Source organism: Arthrobacter sp. B0427-1-12, from assembly GCF_059092905.1.
Genome location: NZ_JBNHIC010000030.1, coordinates 18,575 through 41,713, shown reverse-complemented (window position 1 = coordinate 41,713; position 23,139 = coordinate 18,575). Strand labels below are relative to the sequence as shown.

Sequence of the window (23,139 nt, the reverse complement as noted above, 5' to 3'; positions counted from 1 at the left end):
GGAATATCCGTGCCTGAAGGAGACACCGTCTGGCGAACGGCACGCCGGCTGAACGCCGCCCTCGCAGGCCGGCAGCTAACACGCTGCGACCTGCGGGTGCCGCAGTTGGCCACCGTGGATTTCAGCGGCAAAACGGTGGCGGAGGTTGCCTCCCGCGGCAAGCACCTGCTGATCCGCATCGGGGATCCGCAGACCGGCTGGACCCTCCATTCGCACCTGAAAATGGAGGGCGTGTGGCATGTCTACCGGCCGGGCGAGAAATGGCGGCGGCCTGCGTTCCAGGCCCGGGCCATCCTGGGCACCGCGGAAGTCACCGCCGTCGGATTCGCCCTCGGGCTCCTGGAGGCGGTCGCGCGGAAGGATGAGGACGACGTCGTCGGTTACCTTGGTCCCGACCTGCTGGGGCCGGGCTGGGATCCGGAGGAGGCGCTGCGCCGGCTGCAGGCGCAGCCGGACCGGCCGGTGGGACTGGCTCTGCTGGACCAGCGGAACCTCGCCGGGCTGGGCAACATTTACCGCTGCGAACTGTGCTTCCTGACCGGGGTGCATCCGCTGACGCCAGTGGCCCAGATACCTAACCTGCCCCGGATGGTGGAACTGGCCAAGCGGCTGCTGGAAGCCAACAAGAACCGGAGCATGCGGACCACGGCCGGCGTCCACGGCTCGGCGTTCTGGGTCTACGGACGCGGACGGCGTCCGTGCCTGCGCTGCGGAACGGCCATCGCCCACGACAAGCTCGGGGACAGCGATCTGGAACTGCGGGACCTCTATTACTGTCCGCACTGCCAGCCGCCGCGGTGAACGCCGGTACTCTGGATGGGTGATGCAATCCCCCCTTCCCGTGCGCAACGGCGTCAACGCCACACGCCTGCGGCTGCCCTCGGACGGCCGCTGGGACACCGCCATGGACTACGTCCTGGAGCGGTTCGGCCACGTGGACCCGGAGGGCATCATCGACCGCTTCGAACGCGGCGAGGTGGTCGGGCTGGGCGGCGTTCCGCTGACGGCCCAGACCCCGCTGACCGACCACACCTTCATCTGGTACTACCGCGAGCTGCCGCAGGAGGAACGTCTTCCGGTGGAGGTCGACGTCCTGCACGAGGACGAGCAACTGGTGGTGGCGGACAAACCGCACTTCCTGCCCACCACACCCGGGGGGATGTACATCGCCGAATCCGCGCTGGTGCGGCTGCGCGTGGCCCTGGACCTGCCGGACCTCATTCCCGTCCACCGGCTGGACCGGATGACCGCCGGCGTGCTGCTGTTCGCCAAGAACCCCGAAACCCGCGGCAAGTACCAGGTGCTGTTCGAGCGGCGGAAGGTGCAGAAGGAGTACGAGGCGATTGCCGCCGTCGACCCTTCCCTGCAGCTGCCGCGCACCGTCCGCAGCCGCATGGTCAAGTCCCGCACCTACCTGCTGGCGCAGGAAGTGGAAGGCGAGCCGAACGCGGAAACCCGGATCGAGCTGCTCGAGACCCAGCCCGGCCCGGACGGCACCGCACTGGGCCGCTACCGGCTGGAACCGCATACCGGCAAGACGCACCAGCTGCGCGTCCACATGGCGTCGCAGGGCATCGGGATCCTCAATGATCCGTTCTATCCGCAGCTGCTGCCGCAGGCGCCGGACGACTATGGCAAGCCGCTGCAGCTGCTGGCCCGCTCCCTCCGGTTCACGGATCCGCTGACCCAGCGGCCGGTCGAATTCCGGAGCCGGCTGCGGCTCAGCGCCTTCCCGTCCGACGTCGGTTAGCCGGCTGAATCAGCCAGCTGAGCCTTTCCCGCGCAAGGCGGACAGGTCCCGGTAAACGGACCGGAAAATGCGGGCGATATGGTCGCTGAACAGCACGAATTCCACCCGCTCCACCGAACCGGATTCGTGCGCCATCACCGTCTGCAGCGCCACCTCGGCCACCTTCTCCGGTTCCCAGCCGTAAATCCCTGCGCTCACTGCGGGAAAGGCCAGCGAAGTCGCGCCGATTTCATCGGCAACCTTCAGGCTGGACCGGAAGCACCAGGCCAACAGCTCCGGATCGGTTTCGCCGGCCCGGGCGTTGGGGCCCACGGTGTGGATGACCCAGTGCGCAGGCAGGTCGTAGCCGGGCGTGGCGACCGCCCGCCCCGTCGGCAGGCCGTCCGGCCAGGTGCTGGCGCGGACCCGGCGGCAGGCCGCAAGCAGTTCCGGTCCGGCCGCCGCGTGGATGGCACCGTCCACACCGCCGCCGCCCAGCAGTGATGAATTCGCCGCATTGACGATCGCGTCCACCTCGCGCTTGGTGATGTCCCCGGTGACAATGTCGATCCGCATGTCTGCCAGTGTGCCACCCGATATAGTACGGCACTAGTACCCCCTGATTTGGGAGTACCCCTTGATTTGGGGAGCCGGTCTCCCCCATACAGGGCTTGCGTGTTCACCGGCTCTTCAGTTGCATCCCAGTCTTTTCCCAACCACCCCCTGCCACGGTCCAAGGAACGGAAGAACCGTCTGGGGAGGCTTTTTGGTCCTTCCGTCCAGCATTCAAGAGGGGATGATCTTCAATGCTGCGCACCACCGAACGCCGCCGCACGGCCAAAGCCGGTCTTCGGCACCGCGGGCTGCAGGTGGCCATGGGCGCCACCGCCGCCGCGCTCCTGGCTCCGCTGTTCGCCCCGGTCGCCGGCGCGGAAACCATATCCGATCCGGTACCGGCAGGCGGACTGGCCGCCGTCGGCCCCATCGACCCTGCCCACGGCTTTCCCGTCTGGTACGAGGACAAAGGCGATCCCGCCAACGGCCTGGCCCCGGTCCGCCTGGAGCTATGCCTGACCGATCCACTGTGCCTGGCCGCAAGTGACGAAACCTGGAACCGGTTCTGGCCGGTATCTGTGCCCGGCAACTTCCCGGAAGAGGCATTCTGGTGGTCCGGCGAAGCGGAGATTGACCGGCCGGTGGGCAAGAGGGCCCGGCTTATCCTGGCCCAGGAAGCAGCTTTCGGGCTCGAAGTTCCGCAGGAAAAGCAGCAGGTCTCCTTCGCCCGGCTGCGCATCCGCGTAGACGGCCTGGTCCTGGGCGCGACCTATACCGTGACCCATCCCTATGGGGTCGAGCGGTTCGTCGCGGAGGATGACGGAAAGGGCGGCGGTGAAATCAACTACACCGAAGACTTTGGCTGCTTCGACACTCCCTGCACTGAGACATCCTTTGGCCGGGCAATGAACGGACGGGTAGGGCCGTTCCTGCGCTGGGACACCGGTGCCCCGGCGGGCTATGTGGGTGACCCGAATATTCCCCACAGAGTGGTCGGCAGTCCATATGACACCAACTTTTTCCGGGTGGAGGGCCCGAACGTTGGTGGTCCGGGTGTGAACGTCGTCCAGACCAATCTGTTCAGCGTTCAAGGCAAGATCGCCGGCCCTGAAGCCCCGTACACGGATGTTGCGCCATCCAACCAGTTCTTCAACGAAATCATGTGGCTCAAGAACCAGGGCATCACCACAGGCTATCCCGACGGCACATTCCGGCCCGTCCAGCCAGTCAACCGGGACGCCATGGCAGCCTTCCTGTACAGGATGGCAGGCTCCCCCGATTTCACACCGCCGGCGGAATCACCCTTCAACGATGTCACCGTCGACAACCAGTTCTACGAAGAAATCAGCTGGCTGGCTGAAAAGGACATCACCACCGGCTTCGACGATGGCGGCTTCCACCCCGTCGAACCCATCAACCGGGATGCGATGGCTGCCTTCCTGTTCCGCTGGAATGCCCTGTTCGGCACCGTCGAGGTTCCGGCCGACCTGACCCCGCAAACCAGCCCGACGCTCCCTGATAATCACCGACCGCACCCGGGCCGCCCGACAGACGTCGGCCGGCCCGACGGTGTATGGCCACGCCCACTTTTTGGGGTCGGCAGTGGGTAGGCTGATGGGGTTGGCTACTGAAGAAACCGGGCTGAGGAGGTTGAACAGTGCGTGCCGCGGACGGGGAAGGGAACAAGATGGCAAGGAAACCGCCGCCGTATCCTCCGGTTCCTCCGAAGGCACCTCCTGTTCTGCCCACAACCCGGGCCCAGGTGCCGCCTCCACCGCTGCGGCGGCCCGCTGTGCCCGGTTCCGCCGGCACCCCAACCCGTGTCGTACCCGCCCGCCCAAGCCGCCCGCCGGCGTCGTGCTTAACCGCCCGCAAGGGGCAGCCTGCCCCGGGCGGCCGGCAGCCCGGTTCGGCATCCCGGCTGGCGGCCGGAATCCGTTCCATCGACCTGAAACGAAGCCTGACCCTGAAAAGGGACCAGTCCGGCGCCGTCGACGGTGACATCCTGCGGCGGATGTCCGTCACAGCCGCGGCGCTGGTGACGGCCGCTGCGGTGGCGGCAGGCGTGGGCCTGTTCGGCGGGCCCCGGATCGCGGACGCCGCCGGCGGGGCGCTGAGGCCCGATGCGACTCTGCTCGCTCCCGCAGGTCCCGCGTTCACCATCTGGTCCCTGATCTACCTGGGCCTGTTCGCCTACACCGTCCACCAGTGGCTGCCCGGCGAGGGGGGGAGTTCCCGGCACCGGCGGCTGGGCTGGCTCGTCGTCCCCGCGATGCTCCTGAATGCCTTCTGGATCTGGGCGGTCCAGACGGGCTGGCTCGGTTTTAGCCTGGTCATCATGGCCGCGCTGGTGACCGTGCTGGCCTGCACGTTCCGGCAGCTGATTGCCGAGCCGCCCGCATCCCGGCTGGAGGCGGTAATGGTGGACGCCCCGCTGGGCCTGTACTTCGGCTGGGTCATGGTGGCTGCCGCCGCCAATCTGGCCGCCGGGCTTACGGCCACCGGAGCGGACCTCTTCGGCTGGGGCGCGGAGATCTGGTCCGCCTTGGCACTGGCTGTCCTGGCGGTTGCCGCCGCAACGGTGAGCATGGCCGAGCGCGGGCGGCTGTCCGTTGCCGCCGGAGTGATCTGGGGCCTGGTCTGGATCACGCTGCAGCGGCTACTGGGCGAGCCGTCGTCGGAATTCGTGGCTGCCGCGTCCGGATTCGCCGCGTTCCTGGTGCTTGTCTGTGCCCTGTCGCGGCGCCAGCGGGTCACGCATGAGGAGCGGCTGGCCGCCCGCCGGGAGTTCCTTGGTTACGGATCGGTTCCCAACGGCCCCGCTGACGGCGGAGAACCCTCAGCGTTCCGGTAGCGGCAACCTGTTCGACGGCGTAGCGCAGGTTGGCCGCGGCCTGCTGTCCCTGGCTGTCCTCGGCCGCATGTTCGCTGGGCTCGACCAGGAACCGCACCGTGATGCGCGGTACCCCGGCGACCACGTCCAACTGGTTCGCCTCGACCAGATGGGCTGCCGCCACCGCATCGATGGCTGATTCCATCACCTGCTCCGGCCGGCTGCCGGGGCGCAGGCCGAGGATGTCCAGCTGGGCGCGGAAGGAAGGCATGCATCCAAGCGTATCCCCGCCCCCTCCACCCCCGATTACTCCGCAATTGACGCACGAATAACGCGTTTTTCGAACGTGTGTTGCGGAGTCAGCCGGAGGGACGGGGAGGTCAACCGGTGTTGCGGAGGCCGGCGGCGACGCCGTTGATGGTGATGAGCATGGCCCGCTGCAGGCGTTCACTGTCTTCGGCACCGCCGGCCCCGTTCCCGCCCTCCCGGACGCGGCGCAGCAGCTCCACCTGCAGGTAGGAAATCGGGTCGAGGTACTGGTCGCGGACGGCCAGCGAGCGCTTCAGCGTCGGCTGCTTGTCCAGCAGCTCGGCCTCACCCGTCAGGTTCTTCACTTCGGCGACGGTCAGCTCGTATTCGGCCCGGATCACGTCGAAGAGCCGCTGCAGTTCCGGCGGGACCAGCGCGGACACGTAGTGGGCGGCGATCTCCATGTCCGTCTTGGCCAGGGTCATCGTGACATTGGAGAGGACAGACCGGAAGAAGTGCCAGCGCTCCAGCATTTCCCGCAGCTGGGCCTCACAACCGGCCTCCCGGGCGGCCTTCAGGCCGGAGCCGACGCCGAACCAGCCGGGGACGATCTGGCGGGACTGCGTCCAGCCGAAGACCCAGGGAATGGCCCGCAGCCCGCCGAGTCCGGCGCCCGAATCAGGGCGCTTGGACGGGCGCGACCCGATGTTGAGGGAACCTAGCTGCTCCATCGGCGTCGAGGCCAGGAAGTAGGCCGGCAGGTCGGGATCGTCGATCAGGGACCGGTACCGGGCGAAGGCCGCGGCCGAGACGGTTTCCATGACCTCGGAGTAACGCTCGCGCTCATCCTCCGAGGTGCGCGGCGTGCGGTGCAGCGCCGAGCCCTGCAGGACGGCCGCCACGGAGAGCTCCAGGTTTTCCCGTGCCAGTGCCGGCAGCGAATACTTGTCCGAGATGACCTCGCCCTGCTCGGTGAACTTGATTTCCCCCTCCAGCACGCCGTTGGGCTGGGCCAGGATGGCGTCGTACGTCGGTCCGCCGCCGCGGCCCACCGAGCCGCCGCGGCCATGGAACAGGCGCAGCCGCACACCGTGCCGGGCCGCCACATCCCGCAGCTTGCGCTGGCTCTTGTGGATCTCCCACTGCGAGGTCAGGACGCCGGAGTCCTTGTTCGAATCGGAGTAGCCGAGCATGACCTCCTGCACGTCCCCGCGCAGCTGGACGATCCGGCGGTAGGCCGGGTCGGAGAGCAGTTCGTCCACGATCCGGGCCGAGTCCCGCAGTTCCTCCACGGTCTCCAGCAGCGGGGCGAAGCCGATCCTGGCGAAACCGCCGGGCTTTCCCGACTCATCGGCATGTCCGTTCCCATAGACGTCGATCAGCCCGGCCTCGCGCGCCAGCACCGCCGGGGCCAGCACGTCGTCCGCGCCGCGGGTCATCGAGACGATGTATGTCTCGATCACGTCCGGCCCGTAGGTTTCCAGCGCCGTACGGATCTCACCGAACACCGCGAAGGTCCGCCGGCCGGCGTCGTCAAGGGGCGGGGGATTCGGTGCCAGCGGGCGGCGGGACATCAGCTCGCGGGAGAGCACCCGCATCCGCTCCTCGCGGGTCAACTCGGCATACGGGACTTCAAGCTGGCCGAGCCGGTCGACCAACTGGCCGACGACGGCGTGGTGCGCGTCCGCATGCTCGCGGACATCGAGCGTGGCCAGGTGCAGTCCGCAGGAGGAAACGACCCGGCGGGCCGCGGCGAGCACCCCGTCCGCCGCCAGCGATCCCGAATGCGCCCGCAGGGACCGCTCGACCAGCGCCAGATCGGTCAGTACCTGCGCTGTGGAGGTGTAGTCGCGGCCGTTTTCGTGCGCGGTGCCGTTCTGCACCCGGACAGCGGTGTTCATCAGCTTCGCCTTGATACAGGTCAGCTTCAGCCGGTACGGCTCGTGCGCATTCAGTTCCAGCACGCGCCGGTCCAGCCGCGGCAGGTTCCCCAGGTCCACGCGGATGGACTCCATCAGCTCCTCCTCCACAGGGACGATCGCTGTGGAGGAGGAGAGCGCGGAGATGAGGTCGTCGATGAACCTGATGGCCAGCCGCACCGCATGCTGGCTTTGCAACTGCAGGATCTCGCGGGTGGTGGCAGCGGTGACATTGGGATTGCCGTCCCGGTCCCCGCCGATCCAGGAACCAAAACGCACCGGCGAGGAGGGCAGGTCGACCCCGTGTTCGGCCAGCAGGTCGGACAAATCCCCGAGCAGCTCCGGCATCGTGTCCGTGAGGATGTTCTCCAGGTAGTAGATCGCGTTGCGCGCCTCATCGAGCGGCGTGGGACGGACCTGCCGCAGCTCGTCGGTCTGCCAGATCAGGTCGATGATCTCCGCCAGCCGGCGGTCCTGGCGCCGGCGAGCCATGGTGCCTTCCGCCGTCGGCTGGGCCAGGATGTCGGAGAGCGTGCGGATCTTGTCCAGCACGGACCGGCGCGACGCTTCGGTGGGGTGGGCGGTGAAGATCGGCCGCACGTCCAGTTCGCGGACGGCTTCCTGCAGCGCCGCCGGACCGGCTGCGGCGGCGACGCCTTCCACCGCCCGGGCCAGCCAGCCGTCCTGCTCCGCCCGGGTGCGCAGACCGCGGACACGGTGCACCTGTTCGGCCGCATTGGCCAGATGGAAGTAGGCGGCGAACGCACGGACCAGCTCGGTCGCCTCCTCCAGGGGCAGCCCGGCCAGCAGTTCGCGCACCTGTGCGGCCGTCGCGGCGCGCTCCGCCGCCGAAGCCGGCCCGCCGCCGTCGTTCGCTGCGGAGGCCTTGGACTGCTTGGTCAGCAGGCGCACGCGCTCCACGAGTTCCAGCAGCTGCGGGCCGTGCTGCCGGACCAGCGATTCGCCCAGCAGCGTGCTGACGCGGCGCACATCCGCACGCAGTTCGGCATCGAGATCGGCGTCCAGCGCACTCTGGGTCATGGAACCATTCCTTCGGGTGGGGGCCGTATGCTGCGCTGGATACGGAAGGCGGTAAACAACCCTTCGGATACTACCCAATATGACCCGGACCACAAGGGCCTTCCGGCGCTGCGTTATGCAGCTGTAACAACGACGGCGGCGCCCGCCTGCCGCTGTCACAACTCCTTGGTTCTATACCTTCCAGGAGCAAATTGGAGGCTGGTGCGCTCTGCGGAGGCGTCAGTCCGCCGTGACGGTGATGGTGCGGGTGGCCCGGACGGTCCGCGGGCGCCAGGTCAGGAAGTCCACGTGGATCCGGTACTGCCCGGGGGCCGGCGGGTGCAGCAGCATGTCGTACTTTTCCGCAGCCCCGGAGGAGACCACGCTGATGAGCAGGCGGTTTCCGGTGGCCCACAGCGGGAGGGCCGGCCCGTCGGGGCTGGCGGTATTCCAGAACGGACGGCCGTCGTGGGAGATCAACTCGGCCATGGACACCGGCACATCGTTCATGTCGGTAAACCGCAGCAGGGTCGGGAAGTAATCAGCGTTGAAGTACCGCAGCAGGGTCGGGGCGCGGCCGCTGCCGTCCACAGTGGCCCGCATTTCGGAGAGGCTCCAGACCAGGTCGCCGGACGGACGTTCGGGGATGATCCCGCCGAGCAGGTAGAAATGGTCCGCCTCGAACCGGTTCAGGCCGGCGTCCTCACCGGAGAGGCCGGCGGCATGGTGCAGCTCGTGCCAGCGCGAATCCAGCGAGTAGGGCCCCACCAGGGTCTCCGTGGCAATGTCATACTCCGGCCCGTTGATCGACACCTTCCTGGAACCGGGGAACGTGTTGTCATCTGCGTTGACCGGGTCAATGATGATGGGCCCGAACATGCCGTACTGCACGTGCAGGGGCGTGTTGACGTGGCAGTGGTAGAAGTAGGTGCCCGCCGTGCCCTCATTGGGGCTGCCCGCGACACCCGGCTCGGGCCGCCACTGGTAGGTGTAATGGCCGGTCACCTCGAAGGAGGTGTGGCCGACCCCGTCGTTGCGGGGGTCCGGTTCGATCCCGTGCCAGTGGATCGTATGCACACTCTTGCTCGGCTTGATCGTCCCGTGAATGATCTGGCCCTCCGTCGCCCGGATCAAAGGTCCGGGGAGACCACGGCCGGAGTCTCCGGCTTCAAAGCTCCAGACCTCGTGCTGGGAGCCGTCCGGGAACTCGAGCCTGCGGTTGAAGAAATCCAGTTCCACGGAGACGTCCGGCCGCTGCGGATGTTCGGTTTCCGGGCTGCCCTCGTGGGGCTGGTTGGCGGCGAAGTCCACCTGGCTGCGAAAGAACCCATGCTCCTCCGGTTCCTCCTGGGCGGCCAGGACCCAGTCCGCCACCAGTCCACCCGGATACAGGCCCCCGGCGGCGGTCTGGGACGGTTCGGCGTGGCAGTGCATCGGGTACTTCCAGTCCTTCGTCCGCGCCTCCCAGACCGCATCCACCACCTCCGGCGGGCGGCGGCAAGGCAGCAGGGCCTTCTTGCGCTCCAACGGATTGAGCGAGACCGTATCCTCCCACTTTTGAAGCACAACTCGCCCGTCCGGATCGACGAAGCCAACGTCACGGGGCAAATCCTCACCGTTTCTTCTGACTATCCAGACGTGGTTGCCGTGATAGTGCAGCTGGTGGTCCACGATCCCGGTGTTGACCATCCGGATCATCTGCCCGGTGCGCACCGTGCCCGGGAACCGAGAGGCGCTCAGATCCCGGACATCGCCCTGCCGGGGGAAGCCGGAGGGCAGGGTGTCCTCGTGCCGGCGCTCGTTCAGTTCCCTGTCGGTGCTCACGGCCATGGACTGGAAACCCGAATAGCCGTTGAGGGTGAAGTAGCGGGGAGCATCATGCCCGGTCTCCGGGTCGGGGGTGCCGCCCCGGGCCGCGGCCGCGGCCCATTCGGGCACAATGTCATGGCAGATCCACAGCCACTGCCGCTCGAACTCCAGCCGGCCCGGCGCCAGCCGCCACGCATCGGCCGGATCGATCACCACCAGCGCACCGTGCAGCCCCAGCACCCGCTCCACCAGTTCGTTGCCCGGATCCGAAAAGACATAGGTGCCCGGCTCCGGGGCGTCCAGCACCACCTCCCCGACCGCCCCCGGGGCAATCGGCCCGGTGCCCACATCCTCGCCGGCGGGCCCCGCCTCATGGAAGGCCAGCTGGTGCGGCTGGGCCAGGGTGTTGTGCACCCGCAGCCGGATAGTGGAGCCGGTTTCGGCAATCAGTGTCCGGGGCGGGAAGAAGCTGGCCCAGTACGCCCGCCGGATCAGGTAATGGTGCGCGCTCTCCGGATCCGGGCCCAAAGGCAGGGGCCGCCCGTGCGGCGGCAAAGCCGCATCCAGCGGATAATGCCGGCTGGCCACCACCTCATTGCCGGCGGTGAAGACATACGGCCCCAAGGTCAGACTGGGGTCCGGCTCCCCCGCCGCCGCCGGACGGTCACCGAAACCGCGGTGATACAGCAGCGAACCGTCCACCATCGGCAGGAAGCCGTCATTGATGTAGACGTCCAGGACGCCGCGATGTCGGACGGTGGGCAGGGTGAAACTGGTACGGGCCACGATGCACCTCTTCGCGTAGGCTCCGCACACCCGGGATGGGTATGCGGAGCCTACGCCGTCAATCTCGTGGCCCCAGCTCCGACGTCGTCCTCCATTTGTGCCATCGAGTCCTTTGAAAATGCTTGAGGAGGAAATGTTTGAGGCTTCCGCAATGACAAATGCGCTGGATGGGGCTACTTCGGCGCCATCCTGATGGCGCCGTCCAGCCGGATGGTTTCGCCGTTGAGCATCTGGTTTTCGATGATGTGCTGCACCAGCGCCGCATATTCATCCGGCCTGCCCAACCGCGACGGATAGGGCACCTGTTTCCCCAGCGATTCCTGCGCCTCGGGGGGCAGGCCAGCCATCATGGGCGTTTCGAAAATCCCCGGCGCGATGGTCACCACCCGGATCTGCCACCGCGCCAGCTCGCGGGCCACCGGCAGCGTCATCGCCGCCACGGCACCCTTGGAAGCCGCATAGGCCGGCTGGCCGATCTGCCCGTCGAAGGCCGCGACCGATGCGGTGTTGATGATGACGCCGCGCTCCGGGGTCAGTTCCTCGCCGGCGGCGGTGCGCACCGCCGCGGGTTCGGTTTCCGACATCGCCTCCGCGGCGAGCCGCAGGACATTGAAGGTGCCGATCAGGTTGACCTGCACCACCCGGTTGAACTGCTCCAGCGGCAGCACGCCGCCGCGTCCCAGCACTTTGCCCGGGGTGGCGATGCCGGCGCAGTTCACTGCCATCCGCAGCGGTCCGCGTTCGACGGCGGCCGCCACCGCCGCCTCGACGTCGGCCGCGTTGGTCACATCGGCCGGGATGAAGCCGGCGCGCTCCCCCAGCTGTGCGGCGTACTCCGCGCCCGCGGACTGGGGCAGATCCACCAGCAGCACCTGCGCGCCGGCGTCATACAGCCTGCGGGCCGTGGCCGCGCCCAGTCCGGATGCGCCGCCGGTGATCAGTGCGACGTTGCCTGCGATGTCCATCGTTCCTCCCCGCCGAGGTGGTTGCTGTGCCGCTGCCAAGCCTAGCGCCCGAGGGACCCGCCGCGAACGGAGTGAGTGGCGGGAGGGCGGTAGTGGCCACGGGACGGGAGCGCACCGGCCCAATCCAACAAGCTGGGCCAATAGGCTGGGCCCATGACTGCCGTGACCCGCGAGGAATGGGCCCGCCGCGCGGACCTTGCCGCCCGCGCCGTGACCGCCGGCTTCGGCCGCCGCCTGCTCGGGCTGCCCTGGACCCACCTGGGCGCCGTCCGGCGCCCCGCCGCGGACAGCCCGGCCCTGCTGCAGCCGTGGCACTACTGGTGGCAGGCGCACTATGTGGACTGCCTCGTGGACACCGGGCGGCGCGAACTTGCCGCCGGGCGGCGCTTCGCCGGCCCGCACCGGCCCAGCGCGGGACGGCTGGCCTCCCAGCTGGTCCGCGGCATCCGGCTCCGCAACGCCGGCCGCTTCACCAACCTGTACTACGACGACATGGCCTGGCTCGCCCTGGCCGTCCAGAGGCTGGACGGGCTCGCCGCGGAGGCCCAGTGCCGAGGCCGGCGCCGGAACCGCCGCGCCCTGGCCGTGCTGGCCCGGCGGCTGGAATCCGCCCACACCCCGGAGCTGGGCGGCGGCCTGTACTGGAACACCGAGCGGAACTTCAAGAACACCCCCGCCACCGCCCCGGCCGCGCTGTTCTTCGCCCGCGCCGGGGACAGCCGGCAGGCGCGGCAGCTGGTGGACTGGCTCGCCGCGAACCTGCTCGACCCCGAGACGGGCCTCTACCGGGACGGGCTGCGGATTGTCGGCGGCCGCCCCGTGCCGGTGCCGGACATCCATACCTACAACCAGGGTCCGGTGCTGGGCGCCCTGCTGGAGCTGGCCAGGGAGGGCACCCCTGACGCTGCGGCGAACGCGGAGCGCGCGGCCGGCCTGGTGGCCGCCGTCGCCCGCGGCCTGACCACCCCGGCGGGCTCGCCCGCACCCGGCGCCCTCATCACCCACGGCGGCGGCGACGGCGGCCTGTTCACCGGAATCCTCGCGCGGTATCTGGCGCTCGCCGCCAACTCGCCGCTGCTGCCGGCTTCCGCCCGCACCCAGGCCCGGACCTTGATTACGACGACGGCCGCCGCACTCTGGGCGGGCCGCTCGCCCTGGGCGGCGGGCACCGGCGGCACCCGGGACCTCACCGTGTTTCCCGCCTCGCCGGGATCGGCCGCGGAGCCCGGTGCCGCCGTCGACCTATCCACCCAGCTGCAGGCGTGGATGATCCTGGAAGCCGCCGCTTCCTGCGCTGAATAGCGGGTACCGGGTCTGCAGGGGCGCTACATACGCAACACCAACATTGCGTAATGGTTGTGATTTACCTCACTTAAAGCATGTATCCGGCTGCGTCTAAGGGTCGCCTAACCTACAGTTCTTCCTTAGTGAGCTACGCAACTGCACCCGGCTCATCAACTTCACTCTGCACGAAAGGCCCATCATGAAGTTCCGCCTCAAGCCCGCGTCCACGTCGACGCTCGCCATCGCCGCAGTCCTCGGCCTCGCTGCCTGCGGCTCCGGCACCGGCACCGCCGCTTCCGAGTCCGACGCAGCCGCGGCCGGCGGAAATGGTGAAATCACCGTCTACAACGCGCAGCACGAAAGCCTGACCCAGGCCTGGGCCGACGAATTCACCGCGGAAACGGGCATCGAAGTCACCCTGCGCCAGGGCAACGACACCGAGATGAGTAACCAGATCGTGCAGGAGGGCGAGGCCTCCCCCGCCGACGTCTTCCTGACCGAGAACTCCCCGGCGATGACCATGGTGGAGAATGCCGGGCTGTTCGCCGACGTCGCCCCGGAGACCGTCGCCCAGGTGCCGGAGCAGTACCGCCCGTCGACCAACAAGTGGACCGGCATCGCCGCCCGCTCCACCGTCTTCGTCTACAACAAGGACAAGCTGACCGAAGCCGATCTGCCGGCCTCGCTGACGGACCTGGCCAATCCCGAGTGGAAGGGCCGCTGGGCCGCTTCCCCGTCCGGCGCGGACTTCCAGGCCATCGTTTCCGCCATGCTGGAGCTTGAGGGCGAGGAGGCCACCGCCGCGTGGCTGGAGGGCATGAAGGAGAACTTCACCGCCTACCAGGGCAACAGCACTGTGCTCAAGGCCGTCAATGCCGGGGAAGTCGACTCCGGCGTGATCTACCACTACTACTACTTCGGCGACCAGTCCCGGACCGGCGAGAACAGCGGCAACGTGGGCCAGCACTACTTCAAGAACCAGGACCCGGGCGCCTTCGTGAGCGTTTCCGGCGGCGGCGTGCTTCAGTCCAGTGACAACCAGGAAGCCGCGCAGCAGTTCCTGAAGTTCATCACCGGCAAGAAGGGCCAGGAAGTCCTGCAGACGGGCACCTCCTTCGAGTACCCGGTGGCCAGCGAGGTTCCCGCCAACGAGGCCCTGGTGCCGCTGGCGGAACTGCAGGCGCCCCAGGTGGACGCCGCCAAGCTGAACAGCCCGAAGGTCGTCGAACTGATGACCGCGGCGGGTCTGCTCTAGAAACCGTGCATCCTTTCCAGCGGCAACCGGGCGACCGTGGCAACTGACACGTCACTCGCCCAGCAGGAACGCGGGACGACGCCGGGAGGCCGGGCCAAGCGCTCAGGCCCCCCGGCCGTCGTCGTCCTGCTCGCATCCCTGGTGGCGCTGTTCGCGCTGATCCCGCTTGGCTACGTGGTGGGCATGACCATCGCCACCGGATGGGAAACCGCCTCAGCGCTGATCTTCCGCCCCCGTGTAGGGCAACTGCTGCTTAACACGGTGGCCCTCATCCTCATCACGGTGCCGCTGTGCGTGCTGCTGGGTGTCGGCGGGGCGTGGCTCGTGGAGCGCACCAACCTGGCCGGGCGGCGGATCTGGGCCACCCTGCTGGCCGCCCCGCTGTCCATCCCGGCATTCGTCAACAGCTACGCCTGGATCAGCACCGCCCAGGGCCTGAACGGCCTGCCTGCGGGCGTGCTGATCTCCGTGCTGTCCTACTTCCCGCTGGTCTATATCCCGGCAGCGGCCACACTGGGCCGCCTCGACCCGGCGATCGAACAGTCCGCGGCCTCCCTGGGCCTGGGGCCCTGGAAGGTCTTCTTCAAGGTGGTCCTGCCGCAGCTGCGGATCGCCGTCACCGGCGGCGCCCTGCTGGTGGGCCTGCACCTGCTGGCCGAATTCGGCGCCTTCGCCATGATCCGCTTCGACACGTTCACCACGGCGATCATGGAGCAGTACCGTTCCACCTTCAACGGCACCGCCGCGAACATGATGGCCAGCGTGCTGGTGCTGCTGTGCCTGGTGCTGCTGGTCATCGAGGCGCGCAGCCGGGGCAACGCGCGGTACGCGCGCCTCGGCTCCGGGGTCCAGACCAGGCCGCGGTCCGCGGCTCTTGGCCCCTGGCAGGTACCGTCCCAGCTGGGGCTGGCCGCCGTCGTCGTCCTTGCCCTGGGCGTCCCGCTCACCAGCATCACCCGCTGGCTGGTCGCCGGCGGCGCGCGGATCTGGGAACTGGACAACATCGGCGCGGCGCTGCTGCAGACCTTCCTGTACGGGGCGGCCGGCGCGGCAGTAACGACGGCGCTGGCCTTCCCGCTGGCCTGGCTGGCGGTGCGCCACCGCAGCAGGTTCACCCGGCTGCTTGAGGGCAGCAACTACATCACCAGTTCCATGCCGGGCATCGTGCTGGCGCTGGCCTTCGTGACCGTGGCCGTCCGGGCGGTGCCGGCGGTCTACCAGACCTCGGTGCTGGTCATCCTCGCCTATGCCCTGCTGTTCATGCCGCGTGCGCTGGTCAACCTGCGCGCCGGCCTGGCGCAGGCGCCCAGGGAGCTGGAGGAGGCGGCCCAGGCCCTGGGCAAACCGCCGCTGACGTCGTTCCTGAAGGTCACCCTCCGGCTCACCGCCCCGGCCGCGGCCGGCGGCGCGGCGCTGGTCTTCCTGGGCATCATCAACGAACTGACCGCGACCCTGCTGCTGGCACCCAGCGGCGTCCGCACGCTGGCCAGTAAATTCTGGTCCCTGAGCGCGGAAATCGACTACGCCGGCGCGGCTCCCTACGCCGCCGCGATGGTCCTGCTCTCCGCCCCGATGACGTACCTCCTGTTCCAGCAATCCAAGAAAGCCGCCGGCCAATGACAGCACTTCCCGCCTCCGGGCCTCGCGCGGACGGGGCCCGCGCCGTTCCGACGCCCGCGGAGGCCGCCGCCTTCCGCCTACCGGCGGGCGTCCCCCTCCCCACCGGCACCACCACACCCGAGGACAACCACCTGGTGGTCAACAAAGTCACCAAGTCGTTCGGCGGCACGGAGGTGCTGCGCGGCGTGAGCCTGGCCGTCCAGCAGGGACGAACTACGGCGGTTGTGGGCCCGTCCGGCAGCGGCAAGACGACGCTGCTGCGCATCATCGCCGGCTTCGAAGCCCCGGATTCGGGCTCGGTCACCCTCGGCGGCCGGACCGTGGCGGCCGACGGCGTCCTGGTCCCGGCGCACCGGCGGAACATCGGCTACGTGGCGCAGGACGGTGCGCTGTTCCCGCACCTGTCCGTCGGCGAGAACGTGGCCTTCGGCCTGGAGCGGAAGGCGCTGGCGCGGCGCGGACAGTCCGCCAAGGCCCGCGTCGCCGAACTGCTGGGCATGGTCTCCCTGGAGCCGGACTTCGCTCGCCGCCGGCCGGACCAGCTCTCCGGCGGCCAGCAGCAGCGGGTGGCGCTGGCGCGGGCGCTGGCCCGCGAGCCGGAACTGATGCTGCTGGACGAGCCCTTCAGCGCCCTCGATGCCGGCCTGCGCGTGGCCACCCGCAAGGCAGTCGCCAGGACCCTGGCCGAGGCCGGCTGCACCACGATCCTGGTGACCCACGACCAGGGCGAGGCGCTGTCCTTCGCCGACCAGGTGGCGGTTATGCGCCATGGCATGCTCGCCCAGGTGGGCAACCCATTCATTGTCTACACCCGCCCCAACGACCGCGAGACCGCCGAGTTCCTGGGCGATGCGGTGATCCTGGACGCGGACCTGCAGGGAACGCTGGCCACCTGCGCGCTGGGGGCCATCCCGGTGCGCCGGCCCACCTGCCAGGGGAAGGTGCATCTGATGCTGCGGCCGGAACAGATCCGCATCGCCAGTTCCGGCCCCATCCACGGCACTGTGCTGGAAACGGACTTCTTCGGCCCGGAGATCACCGTCCAGATCCGCCTGCACGGGGCTGCCGGCGGGGCCGCCGGTTCTGGCGGCGGCGACGGCCTGCCGGGCGATGGCCAGACCATCACGATCCGCCACTGGAACGCGATGATGGCCCGCCCGGGCTCGGAGCTGTACCTGCGCGTCGTCGGCGAAGCCGTCGCGTTCCCGGCCTAATCCCGCCCGATCAGGGGCGGCGCTTCTGCGGATACGGAGCTTCATACCGGGCCAGCATGTCGACGAAACCGGCGATCTTCCGCTCACGGGCCGCCGGTGTCCTGACCTGGCCCAGCCGGTAGATCAGCGCGAAGCGGTTCTGCGCCGTGAGTACGTCGAACATCGCCTGCGCCGCCGGATTCGCGCCAATCGCCGCAGCGAGATCCTCCGGCACCTCGGCCGCCGCCGGCCCGGCGTGGGCCCGCTCCCATCGCCCGTCCGCCTTGGCCGCCTCCACGGCCGCCCAGCCCGCCGGCCGCATCCGGTCCTCCTCGGCCAACCGGGCCACATGCCCAACGTTACGCGCGGACCAGGCACTGCGTGGTCCGCGCCGGGTGAACCGCTGGAAGGAACTCTGCGCATCCCGCCGCCTGGCCTGGCCGTCGATCCAGCCAAAGCACAGCGCCTCATCCAGGGCGGCGGCGTAGGTCAGCGCCGTAACATTGCCGCCCTTCTTGTGCAGCACCAGCCAGACTCCCGGACTGTCCGCGTGGTTCTGCTCCAGCCACCTGCGCCAGGCAGCGGCGTCAGGCAGCAGCAGTTCGGGCAGGTCCACGGCCATCAGATCCTCCGATCCGGGTACGGGCGTAAATGCGCGCTGGCAAGGATTCATTATCCCCCGGGACCCGGCCCCGGCCCCGCGGCTCCATTACGGCGCACGGACCTGCCGGATGACGGCACCCGTGGCCATGCGATAAAACAAGTACATGAATGTACGCACCCCAGACCCGTATCCCGGCTGGCTTTCGGAAGAGGACCTCTATGAAGCCCGCCAGCGGCTTCCCATGGTTTATGTGGAAGCCATTCCCGTCCGGCTGGACCCCCTGGGGTACGTAACTGAGATCGGGCTGCTGCTGCAGGCGGACAACGAAGGCACAATGATCCGTTCCTTTGTCTCCGGGCGCGTGCTGTACCGGGAGACTATCCGCGCCGCCCTGCTGCGCCACTTGGAGAAGGACCTGGGCCCGCTGGCGCTGCCGCAGCTGCCGGTCAGTCCCGTACCGTTCACCATTGCGGAGTACTTCCCGACGCCGTCGCAGACCAATTTCACCGATGACCGCCAGCACGCTGTCGCCCTGGCCTACATCATTCCGGTCTCCGGCGAATGCGACCCGCGGCAGGATGCGTTGGAGCTGACATGGATGACGCCGGAGGAAGCACTGAGCCCGGCAGTCCAGGAAGAGCTCGCCGGCGGGCGAGGGGACCTGCTCCGCCAGGCGATAGCCCACGCTGGCTTCGGCAGATAGGCTGACGACGGCGGCACCATACCGTTCCGGTCCCCGAAGGACAAGGCCAGCGGCAGCTGCATAGGCCGGCGGCAGGAAAATCGTTTTCACCAGCGGCGATCGGCCGCCGCAACAGACCCAAAATGAGCCCTGCCCTACCCCAAATTTGAGGATGTTACCGGCCCGTCCGCGGTGCCAGCATTGGTGTTGTCAGGAAACGGTCCTCCGCGCAGGACGGGGGCCGTCCGCGCAAAGGAGCCCGCCATGCTCAGTCACCCACTCCGTTTCCGCCGCATTGCCACCGCAACCTCGCTTTTCGCCGCCGGGGTCTTCAACACCGTCGCATTCGCTGTCTGGCCGTGGGGGCGTGACGGTTCCGAAGAAGCCTTCGCACAGGGCGTCATCGGCAGTTCCTCAGCCAGCGAAATCGGCCCGCTCCTGCTGCACTACGGCCTCATTGCGCTGGCCGCATCCATCCTCGGCCTGTTTGAAATGCTGCGGCCGGAAGGCGGCATCTGGGGCCACCTCGCCGGATGCCTCGCCTTCGTCGGAACTGCCAGCTTCATTCCCATCGCACAGATCTTCTGGTTCCTGCTCGCCGCAGACACTGTCGGCGTACCCGCCGGCCAACTGGCCGCAATCGCCGAAGCGTACCCGGGTCAGTTGCCCAGCAACGCAATTTTCCTCCCGGCTGTTTTCTGCACGCTCATTGCGGTGCCGATGTTTTTGCTGGCCCTCTGGCGCAGCGGCTTCCTGCCGTGGTGGCCAGCCGTGGTGATGTTCGTCGGCATGGGCCTTCCGATCCTCCTTCCCTACGGCGTCTTTGTCCCCACCATGGCGGCCGCCGTCCAGGCCGTGGCGCTCATCTACGTCGGCTGGCAGGTGCTGGATCTGGATGACCGTTCCCTCTCGGCCAGGAATTCGCTGCGCAGTACGGCAGCCCGTCCGAAGGGAACTACACATCAGGAGGAAACGGCCTAACGCCGTCTCAGTCACCCCCGCCGCAATCTTCCTCCCCCTCGTCGCCGTCGTCCCCGCCGCCCCATAGCCCGGCGACAAGACCCTCCCCAGCACCAGCAGCCCGGAGGCCGCGGCGGACACGAGCGTCCACAGACCACCCAGAGCGGCAGCAAATCCGATCCCCATGAGCAGTTCCCCGGCGCTGGGCAGCAGCTCCGCCAGCGGCGGCGCGATCCAGAGGCAGAACACGACGGCGGCCAGCAGCACCAGCGCTCCGGTCAGACAGCGGCGCAGCGCGCGGTCGATCCGCCGGGCCCGCCCCCCGCCTGCCGCCGCCCCGCCGCCCACCGTCACGCGTTGCCGCGGTACCTCGAATGGTCTGCACGCCCCCAGTCTAGGATCGCGCCGCGCAGCCGGCCGGCACCCTGTGGATAACCCGCGGTGACAGGTTTCCCGGTTCCGCTTCCTATACTGGAGGGCGGACCTGCCCAGACAAGAAGGATGCTGCGATGACAGAAACTCAGCCAGAGACATACGTTCGGCGTGTCAAAGCTGAGGATATTGCGGCCGGCCAACGGATCGTGACGCCGGTCCAGACATCGGCACCGGTGGTGGCCACCAGCATCGAGAAGGATGACTTCGGCACGCCCGCCCTGGTGCTCGCCCAGCTGAACGACGGCGGCACGGTGCGGATCGCGGTCGGTTCGGCCGTGCATGTGGAGGCTGACCGGAACGACGCCGGCGCCGTCCCCGCTGCCGAAGCCGCCGCGCCTGGCGTGCCCCGACCCGACGCGGCCGCCACCGGCGGCGCGGCAGCGCAGGCCGCGACGCTGCTTGGCCTCGGGGAACCGGACTGGATTCCGGCCGAGGAGAGCACGCCGGAAGGGGTCATCGCCGACGTCGCCGCCGCCCATCCGGGCAACGCCAAGGTGCAGCGCGTCGCCGCACGGCTGGCCAAGGGGCTGAACATGAAGTCCGGCAGCAACCTGCAGGACGTGCGGGACCTGGCACACATCCTGTACGTGGACGTGGACGATCCGCAGCGGGCGCTGACGGTGGCCGAGCTGATCACGGACCTGCCCTTCGACGGCAATTTCGGCCGGTGGAAGTGGATCGAAAGCTGCCTGGCCATTGCCGCGCACATCACCCGGCAGGCCGGAGACACCCAGCGGTCCGAGGCCTATGCTGCAGCGCTGCGGGTCCCCGACGACGCCGAGACGGATCCGCTCAAGGCCAAGCTCAATGCGCAGTTCCGGCAGCGCCAGCTCAACGAGCCGAACCTCTACGACCGGGAAATCAGCCGGGCGGTGGCCCACGTGGACAAGAAGACGGAAAAGGACTGGCGCCTGCTGCGTTTGGGCACGCTCATGTACCTGCGCGCCCACGGCGGCTCGCAGACCCTCAACGCCGCCGAACTGGACCGCCGGATCAACAACGAGCTCGTCGCCATCCGCGGCCTCACCGATCAGCACTGAACGCCGGCTCCGTGGCTGCGCCACCCGTTTCGCTCCGCAGTTCACGCACGGATGAGCGCTCTTTCGAGCGCGTGCTGCGGAGCCAGCCGGGGGTAGCGAGGCGGGGCCTGTTCCGGTCTGGTCCCGCCGCGTAGAGTCGAGGCTATGACGGACAGTGCCGGAACGCCACAGCCCACCTCCGCCCACCTGGATCCAGATCCCCTCAGCGTCCACATCAACGCGGATGCCCGGCAGATCTGGGTCATGCTGCGGGAACCGTCCCTGCTCGCTCAATGGCACGGCTGGAACTACGGCGACGGCGGCCTGGCGGAGGAGATCCAGCAGATCTACTTCACCGATGCCACCGAGCAGGAGGACCACCTGGGCCTCACGCTCGGCAGCGGGGACCGGTTCATCCTGGAACCGGTCGGCGACGGCACGCGCGTGACCATACGGCGGGCTCCGGTGCGCGAGGACTCCGACTGGGCCCAGTTCAACGCGGACATCACCGAAGGCTGGATCAGCTTCCTGCACCAGCTCCGCTTTGCGCTCGAACACCACCCGCACGGCACCCGGCAGACCACGTTCCTGTCCGGCGCCACCGGCACATCCGGATCCATTCTCGACCGGCTGGGCCTGGCGGATCTGCCGGACATTGGCGCGCCGTACCGGGTCATGGCCGCCACCGGCGAAGAACTGAGCGGCAAGGTCTGGTACCGCACGGAACGCCAGCTGGGCCTGACGGTGTCCCGCTACGCGGATCACGGCGACGGGCTGCTGATCGTCGCGGACCAGCCGCCCGCAGAGGGCAGGCCCGACGGCGGCACGATGGTCATCGTCTCCAGCTACGGCCTGGGTGCGCATGACCTGGCGCAGCTGCGCGGGCGCTGGGACACCTGGCGCGCGGAGAATCTGCCCGGCTCCGAGCCGGTGGTCTAAGACGGTTTAGGGCAGCCGGAGCAGGCGCCGGAACTTCTTCTCCGCCGCGGTGCGCTGGTGCATGATGACCACCAGGAGCATGCCTACGCTGGCACCGATCACCGTTTCGATGGCGCGGTCCCGAATCAGTACCATCGGGTCGCTCCGGTGTGCCAGCTGGGTCATGACCAGCGCCAGCGGAGTAACGAAGATCTGGGCCAGACTGTAGTGGCGCAGGATGAACATCTCCGCGGCGAACTGGAGCGCCACCACGATCAGGACCAAGACCCAGGGCTCAGGCTGCGGGGCCAGCAAGGCCATCGTGGCCACCAGGCCGGCGAAGGTGCCGAGGATACGATGCACACCCCGTCCTACCCGGTGGGCCACGGTGGGACCGACCAGCGGGACGACCGCCGCGATCATCGCCCAGTAGTTGTGGCCCAGGCCGGCCGCCGTCGCAATGCCGCCGGCAATGGCTGCAGCCGCAGCGTACAGCAGGGCCTCGATGTAGAACTCCCGGCGCTGCTCGGCGCTGGGCTTGGGCCTGGCCGAGGCGGTCCAGGGCTGGCGGTGGCTGGGAACAACGCGGGCACTGATTCCGATCAGCATTGACAGCACAACGCTGGCCGCCGCCGTCAGGAAGGCCTCCCACAGCTGCGCGGTCAGGGGAATCGAAGAGATGGCGGCGTACGCGAAGATGTAGAAGAGTGAACCGCGGGGCCGCAGGTCGAAGAACGTGGTGATCAGGGAGCCCAGCCCGGCCACGATGACCGTGCCGATGACCAGCTCCCATGGGCCCGGGCCGGACATCGCCGTCAAGGCGCCCGCCATCATGGTCACGACCAGGACGATTCCGGTCTGGCCCTGGTGCAGGAACCGTTCGCGGTGGAGTTCACCCCGGCCATAGATGCCCGTGAATGCACCGAAGGACGCAAAAATCATCAGGTCGTAGCGGCCCATGGCAAGCAGTGCCAGCAGCGGCACGGCGACGCCGACCGCGCAGCGGATTGCCGGATGATGGTCATTGCGTGCCGGGCCGACCCGGAAGAATTCGCGTACGTGGTGTTTCAAAAAAGCAGCTCACGCCCTTTCGGATGGAACCTGACGGATGGAAAGCGGCGACAGCGGCGTCACGTACCTAGGTCCGTCCTGCGGACAGCAGCCGGACCGGAAAACAGCACAATGCCAACACCAATTTTATCCCGCCTTTTGTCGCCTGCTCCGGGACAGCCGCGTGAGATTGCCTGCCCAGGGCCGTGATACCGGTCGCAGGCAGCGGACATTATCCAGGTCCGGAGGCCAAA

19 protein-coding genes are annotated in these 23,139 nt (G+C 68.5%); 12 read left to right on the top strand and 7 right to left on the bottom strand.

The genetic code is table 11. From position 1 onward, the window contains the following. The first annotated feature begins 9 nt into the window (after positions 1 to 9). Together AC5RWU_RS16560 and AC5RWU_RS16555 are read left to right on the top strand one after the other, a co-directional pair. Positions 10 to 801: an Fpg/Nei family DNA glycosylase gene (locus AC5RWU_RS16560; protein WP_494032000.1), complete on the top strand. Its 792-nt coding sequence runs from the start codon at positions 10 to 12 to the stop codon at positions 799 to 801. Between the two features lie 22 nt (positions 802 to 823). Beyond that, on the top strand, positions 824 to 1,750 hold the full coding sequence (locus tag AC5RWU_RS16555) for an RluA family pseudouridine synthase (RefSeq protein ID WP_494032020.1): 927 nt from the start codon (positions 824 to 826) through the stop codon (positions 1,748 to 1,750). 9 nt (positions 1,751 to 1,759) lie between these two features. On the opposite strand, the gene AC5RWU_RS16550 is transcribed toward AC5RWU_RS16555, so the two are convergent. Beyond that, on the bottom strand, positions 1,760 to 2,305 hold the full coding sequence (locus tag AC5RWU_RS16550) for an O-acetyl-ADP-ribose deacetylase (RefSeq protein WP_494032001.1): 546 nt from the start codon (positions 2,303 to 2,305) through the stop codon (positions 1,760 to 1,762). 230 nt (positions 2,306 to 2,535) lie between these two features. On the opposite strand from AC5RWU_RS16550, the gene AC5RWU_RS16545 reads away from it, so the two are divergent. Together AC5RWU_RS16545 and AC5RWU_RS16540 are read left to right on the top strand one after the other, a co-directional pair. Next, positions 2,536 to 3,894 carry an S-layer homology domain-containing protein gene (locus tag AC5RWU_RS16545; protein WP_494032002.1) on the top strand — a complete coding sequence of 453 codons (1,359 nt, stop codon included), beginning with the start codon at positions 2,536 to 2,538 and terminating at the stop codon, positions 3,892 to 3,894. A 182-nt stretch (positions 3,895 to 4,076) separates the two neighbouring features. Further along, the gene (locus tag AC5RWU_RS16540) at positions 4,077 to 5,138 is read left to right on the top strand and encodes a TspO-related membrane protein (protein WP_494037084.1); all 1,062 of its coding nucleotides are present in this window, start codon (positions 4,077 to 4,079) and stop codon (positions 5,136 to 5,138) included. Here the strand turns inward: AC5RWU_RS16540 and AC5RWU_RS16535 are convergent. From AC5RWU_RS16535 to AC5RWU_RS16520, 4 genes are all read right to left on the bottom strand, one after another. Further along, positions 5,038 to 5,388: a hypothetical protein gene (locus AC5RWU_RS16535; RefSeq protein WP_494032004.1), complete on the bottom strand. Its 351-nt coding sequence runs from the start codon at positions 5,386 to 5,388 to the stop codon at positions 5,038 to 5,040. The genes AC5RWU_RS16540 and AC5RWU_RS16535 overlap by 101 nt on opposite strands. Before the next feature lie 109 nt (positions 5,389 to 5,497). Beyond that, positions 5,498 to 8,326, bottom strand: a complete 2,829-nt coding sequence (gene ppc / locus AC5RWU_RS16530) for a phosphoenolpyruvate carboxylase (protein WP_494032005.1) — start codon at positions 8,324 to 8,326, stop codon at positions 5,498 to 5,500. A gap of 219 nt (positions 8,327 to 8,545) precedes the next feature. After that, positions 8,546 to 10,900 carry a multicopper oxidase domain-containing protein gene (locus AC5RWU_RS16525; RefSeq protein ID WP_494032006.1) on the bottom strand — a complete coding sequence of 785 codons (2,355 nt, stop codon included), beginning with the start codon at positions 10,898 to 10,900 and terminating at the stop codon, positions 8,546 to 8,548. A gap of 173 nt (positions 10,901 to 11,073) precedes the next feature. After that, entirely contained in the window at positions 11,074 to 11,865 is a 792-nt protein-coding gene (locus AC5RWU_RS16520) for an SDR family NAD(P)-dependent oxidoreductase (protein WP_494032007.1), read from the bottom strand. A 153-nt stretch (positions 11,866 to 12,018) separates the two neighbouring features. Here AC5RWU_RS16520 and AC5RWU_RS16515 point away from each other — a divergent pair, with 153 nt between their 5' ends. The 4 genes from AC5RWU_RS16515 to AC5RWU_RS16500 all read left to right on the top strand — a co-directional run bounded on the left by AC5RWU_RS16515 (position 12,019) and on the right by AC5RWU_RS16500 (position 17,238). After that, on the top strand, positions 12,019 to 13,167 hold the full coding sequence (locus AC5RWU_RS16515; protein WP_494032008.1) for a glycoside hydrolase family 76 protein: 1,149 nt from the start codon (positions 12,019 to 12,021) through the stop codon (positions 13,165 to 13,167). Between the two features lie 181 nt (positions 13,168 to 13,348). Then, entirely contained in the window at positions 13,349 to 14,404 is a 1,056-nt protein-coding gene (locus tag AC5RWU_RS16510) for an iron ABC transporter substrate-binding protein (RefSeq protein WP_494032009.1), read from the top strand. Between the two features lie 36 nt (positions 14,405 to 14,440). Next, complete coding sequence (locus AC5RWU_RS16505) at positions 14,441 to 16,024, top strand: ABC transporter permease (RefSeq protein ID WP_494032010.1); 1,584 nt, start codon at positions 14,441 to 14,443, stop codon at positions 16,022 to 16,024. Next, positions 16,021 to 17,238: an ABC transporter ATP-binding protein gene (locus AC5RWU_RS16500; RefSeq protein WP_494032011.1), complete on the top strand. Its 1,218-nt coding sequence runs from the start codon at positions 16,021 to 16,023 to the stop codon at positions 17,236 to 17,238. Before AC5RWU_RS16505 ends, AC5RWU_RS16500 begins: the two co-directional genes overlap by 4 nt. 10 nt (positions 17,239 to 17,248) lie before the next feature. Here the strand turns inward: AC5RWU_RS16500 and AC5RWU_RS16495 are convergent, their stop codons facing one another. Continuing rightward, the gene (locus AC5RWU_RS16495; protein ID WP_494032012.1) at positions 17,249 to 17,839 is read right to left on the bottom strand and encodes a YdeI/OmpD-associated family protein; all 591 of its coding nucleotides are present in this window, start codon (positions 17,837 to 17,839) and stop codon (positions 17,249 to 17,251) included. Between the two features lie 145 nt (positions 17,840 to 17,984). Between AC5RWU_RS16495 and AC5RWU_RS16490 the strand changes: the two genes are divergently transcribed. The 4 genes from AC5RWU_RS16490 to AC5RWU_RS16475 all read left to right on the top strand — a co-directional run bounded on the left by AC5RWU_RS16490 (position 17,985) and on the right by AC5RWU_RS16475 (position 21,856). Further along, the gene (locus AC5RWU_RS16490) at positions 17,985 to 18,524 is read left to right on the top strand and encodes an NUDIX hydrolase family protein (RefSeq protein WP_494032013.1); all 540 of its coding nucleotides are present in this window, start codon (positions 17,985 to 17,987) and stop codon (positions 18,522 to 18,524) included. 243 nt (positions 18,525 to 18,767) lie between these two features. After that, positions 18,768 to 19,484 carry a hypothetical protein gene (locus tag AC5RWU_RS16485; protein ID WP_494032014.1) on the top strand — a complete coding sequence of 239 codons (717 nt, stop codon included), beginning with the start codon at positions 18,768 to 18,770 and terminating at the stop codon, positions 19,482 to 19,484. Positions 19,485 to 19,972: 488 nt separating this feature from the next. Continuing rightward, positions 19,973 to 20,938 (top strand): DUF6707 family protein, encoded by a 966-nt coding sequence (locus AC5RWU_RS16480; RefSeq protein WP_494032015.1) that lies wholly within the window; start codon positions 19,973 to 19,975, stop codon positions 20,936 to 20,938. Positions 20,939 to 21,082: 144 nt separating this feature from the next. Next, complete coding sequence (locus tag AC5RWU_RS16475; protein WP_494032016.1) at positions 21,083 to 21,856, top strand: SRPBCC family protein; 774 nt, start codon at positions 21,083 to 21,085, stop codon at positions 21,854 to 21,856. Between the two features lie 6 nt (positions 21,857 to 21,862). Here AC5RWU_RS16475 and AC5RWU_RS16470 read toward each other — a convergent pair whose 3' ends face one another. Continuing rightward, a complete protein-coding gene (locus AC5RWU_RS16470; RefSeq protein WP_494032017.1) occupies positions 21,863 to 22,906 on the bottom strand; it encodes an FUSC family protein in 1,044 nt (347 codons plus the stop codon). Between the last annotated feature and the right edge of the window lie 233 nt (positions 22,907 to 23,139).

Coding starts and splice junctions, on each gene's coding strand:
- AC5RWU_RS16490 (WP_494032013.1), top strand. CDS start 17,985: ATGAATGTACGCACCCCAGACCCGTATCCCGGCTGGCTTTCGGAAGAG.
- AC5RWU_RS16480 (WP_494032015.1), top strand. CDS start 19,973: ATGACAGAAACTCAGCCAGAGACATACGTTCGGCGTGTCAAAGCTGAG.
- AC5RWU_RS16545 (WP_494032002.1), top strand. CDS start 2,536: ATGCTGCGCACCACCGAACGCCGCCGCACGGCCAAAGCCGGTCTTCGG.
- AC5RWU_RS16475 (WP_494032016.1), top strand. CDS start 21,083: ATGACGGACAGTGCCGGAACGCCACAGCCCACCTCCGCCCACCTGGAT.
- AC5RWU_RS16535 (WP_494032004.1), bottom strand. CDS start 5,388: ATGCCTTCCTTCCGCGCCCAGCTGGACATCCTCGGCCTGCGCCCCGGC.
- AC5RWU_RS16520 (WP_494032007.1), bottom strand. CDS start 11,865: ATGGACATCGCAGGCAACGTCGCACTGATCACCGGCGGCGCATCCGGA.
- AC5RWU_RS16550 (WP_494032001.1), bottom strand. CDS start 2,305: ATGCGGATCGACATTGTCACCGGGGACATCACCAAGCGCGAGGTGGAC.
- AC5RWU_RS16510 (WP_494032009.1), top strand. CDS start 13,349: ATGAAGTTCCGCCTCAAGCCCGCGTCCACGTCGACGCTCGCCATCGCC.
- AC5RWU_RS16515 (WP_494032008.1), top strand. CDS start 12,019: ATGACTGCCGTGACCCGCGAGGAATGGGCCCGCCGCGCGGACCTTGCC.
- AC5RWU_RS16485 (WP_494032014.1), top strand. CDS start 18,768: ATGCTCAGTCACCCACTCCGTTTCCGCCGCATTGCCACCGCAACCTCG.
- AC5RWU_RS16500 (WP_494032011.1), top strand. CDS start 16,021: ATGACAGCACTTCCCGCCTCCGGGCCTCGCGCGGACGGGGCCCGCGCC.
- ppc (WP_494032005.1), bottom strand. CDS start 8,326: ATGACCCAGAGTGCGCTGGACGCCGATCTCGATGCCGAACTGCGTGCG.
- AC5RWU_RS16495 (WP_494032012.1), bottom strand. CDS start 17,839: ATGGCCGTGGACCTGCCCGAACTGCTGCTGCCTGACGCCGCTGCCTGG.
- AC5RWU_RS16555 (WP_494032020.1), top strand. CDS start 824: ATGCAATCCCCCCTTCCCGTGCGCAACGGCGTCAACGCCACACGCCTG.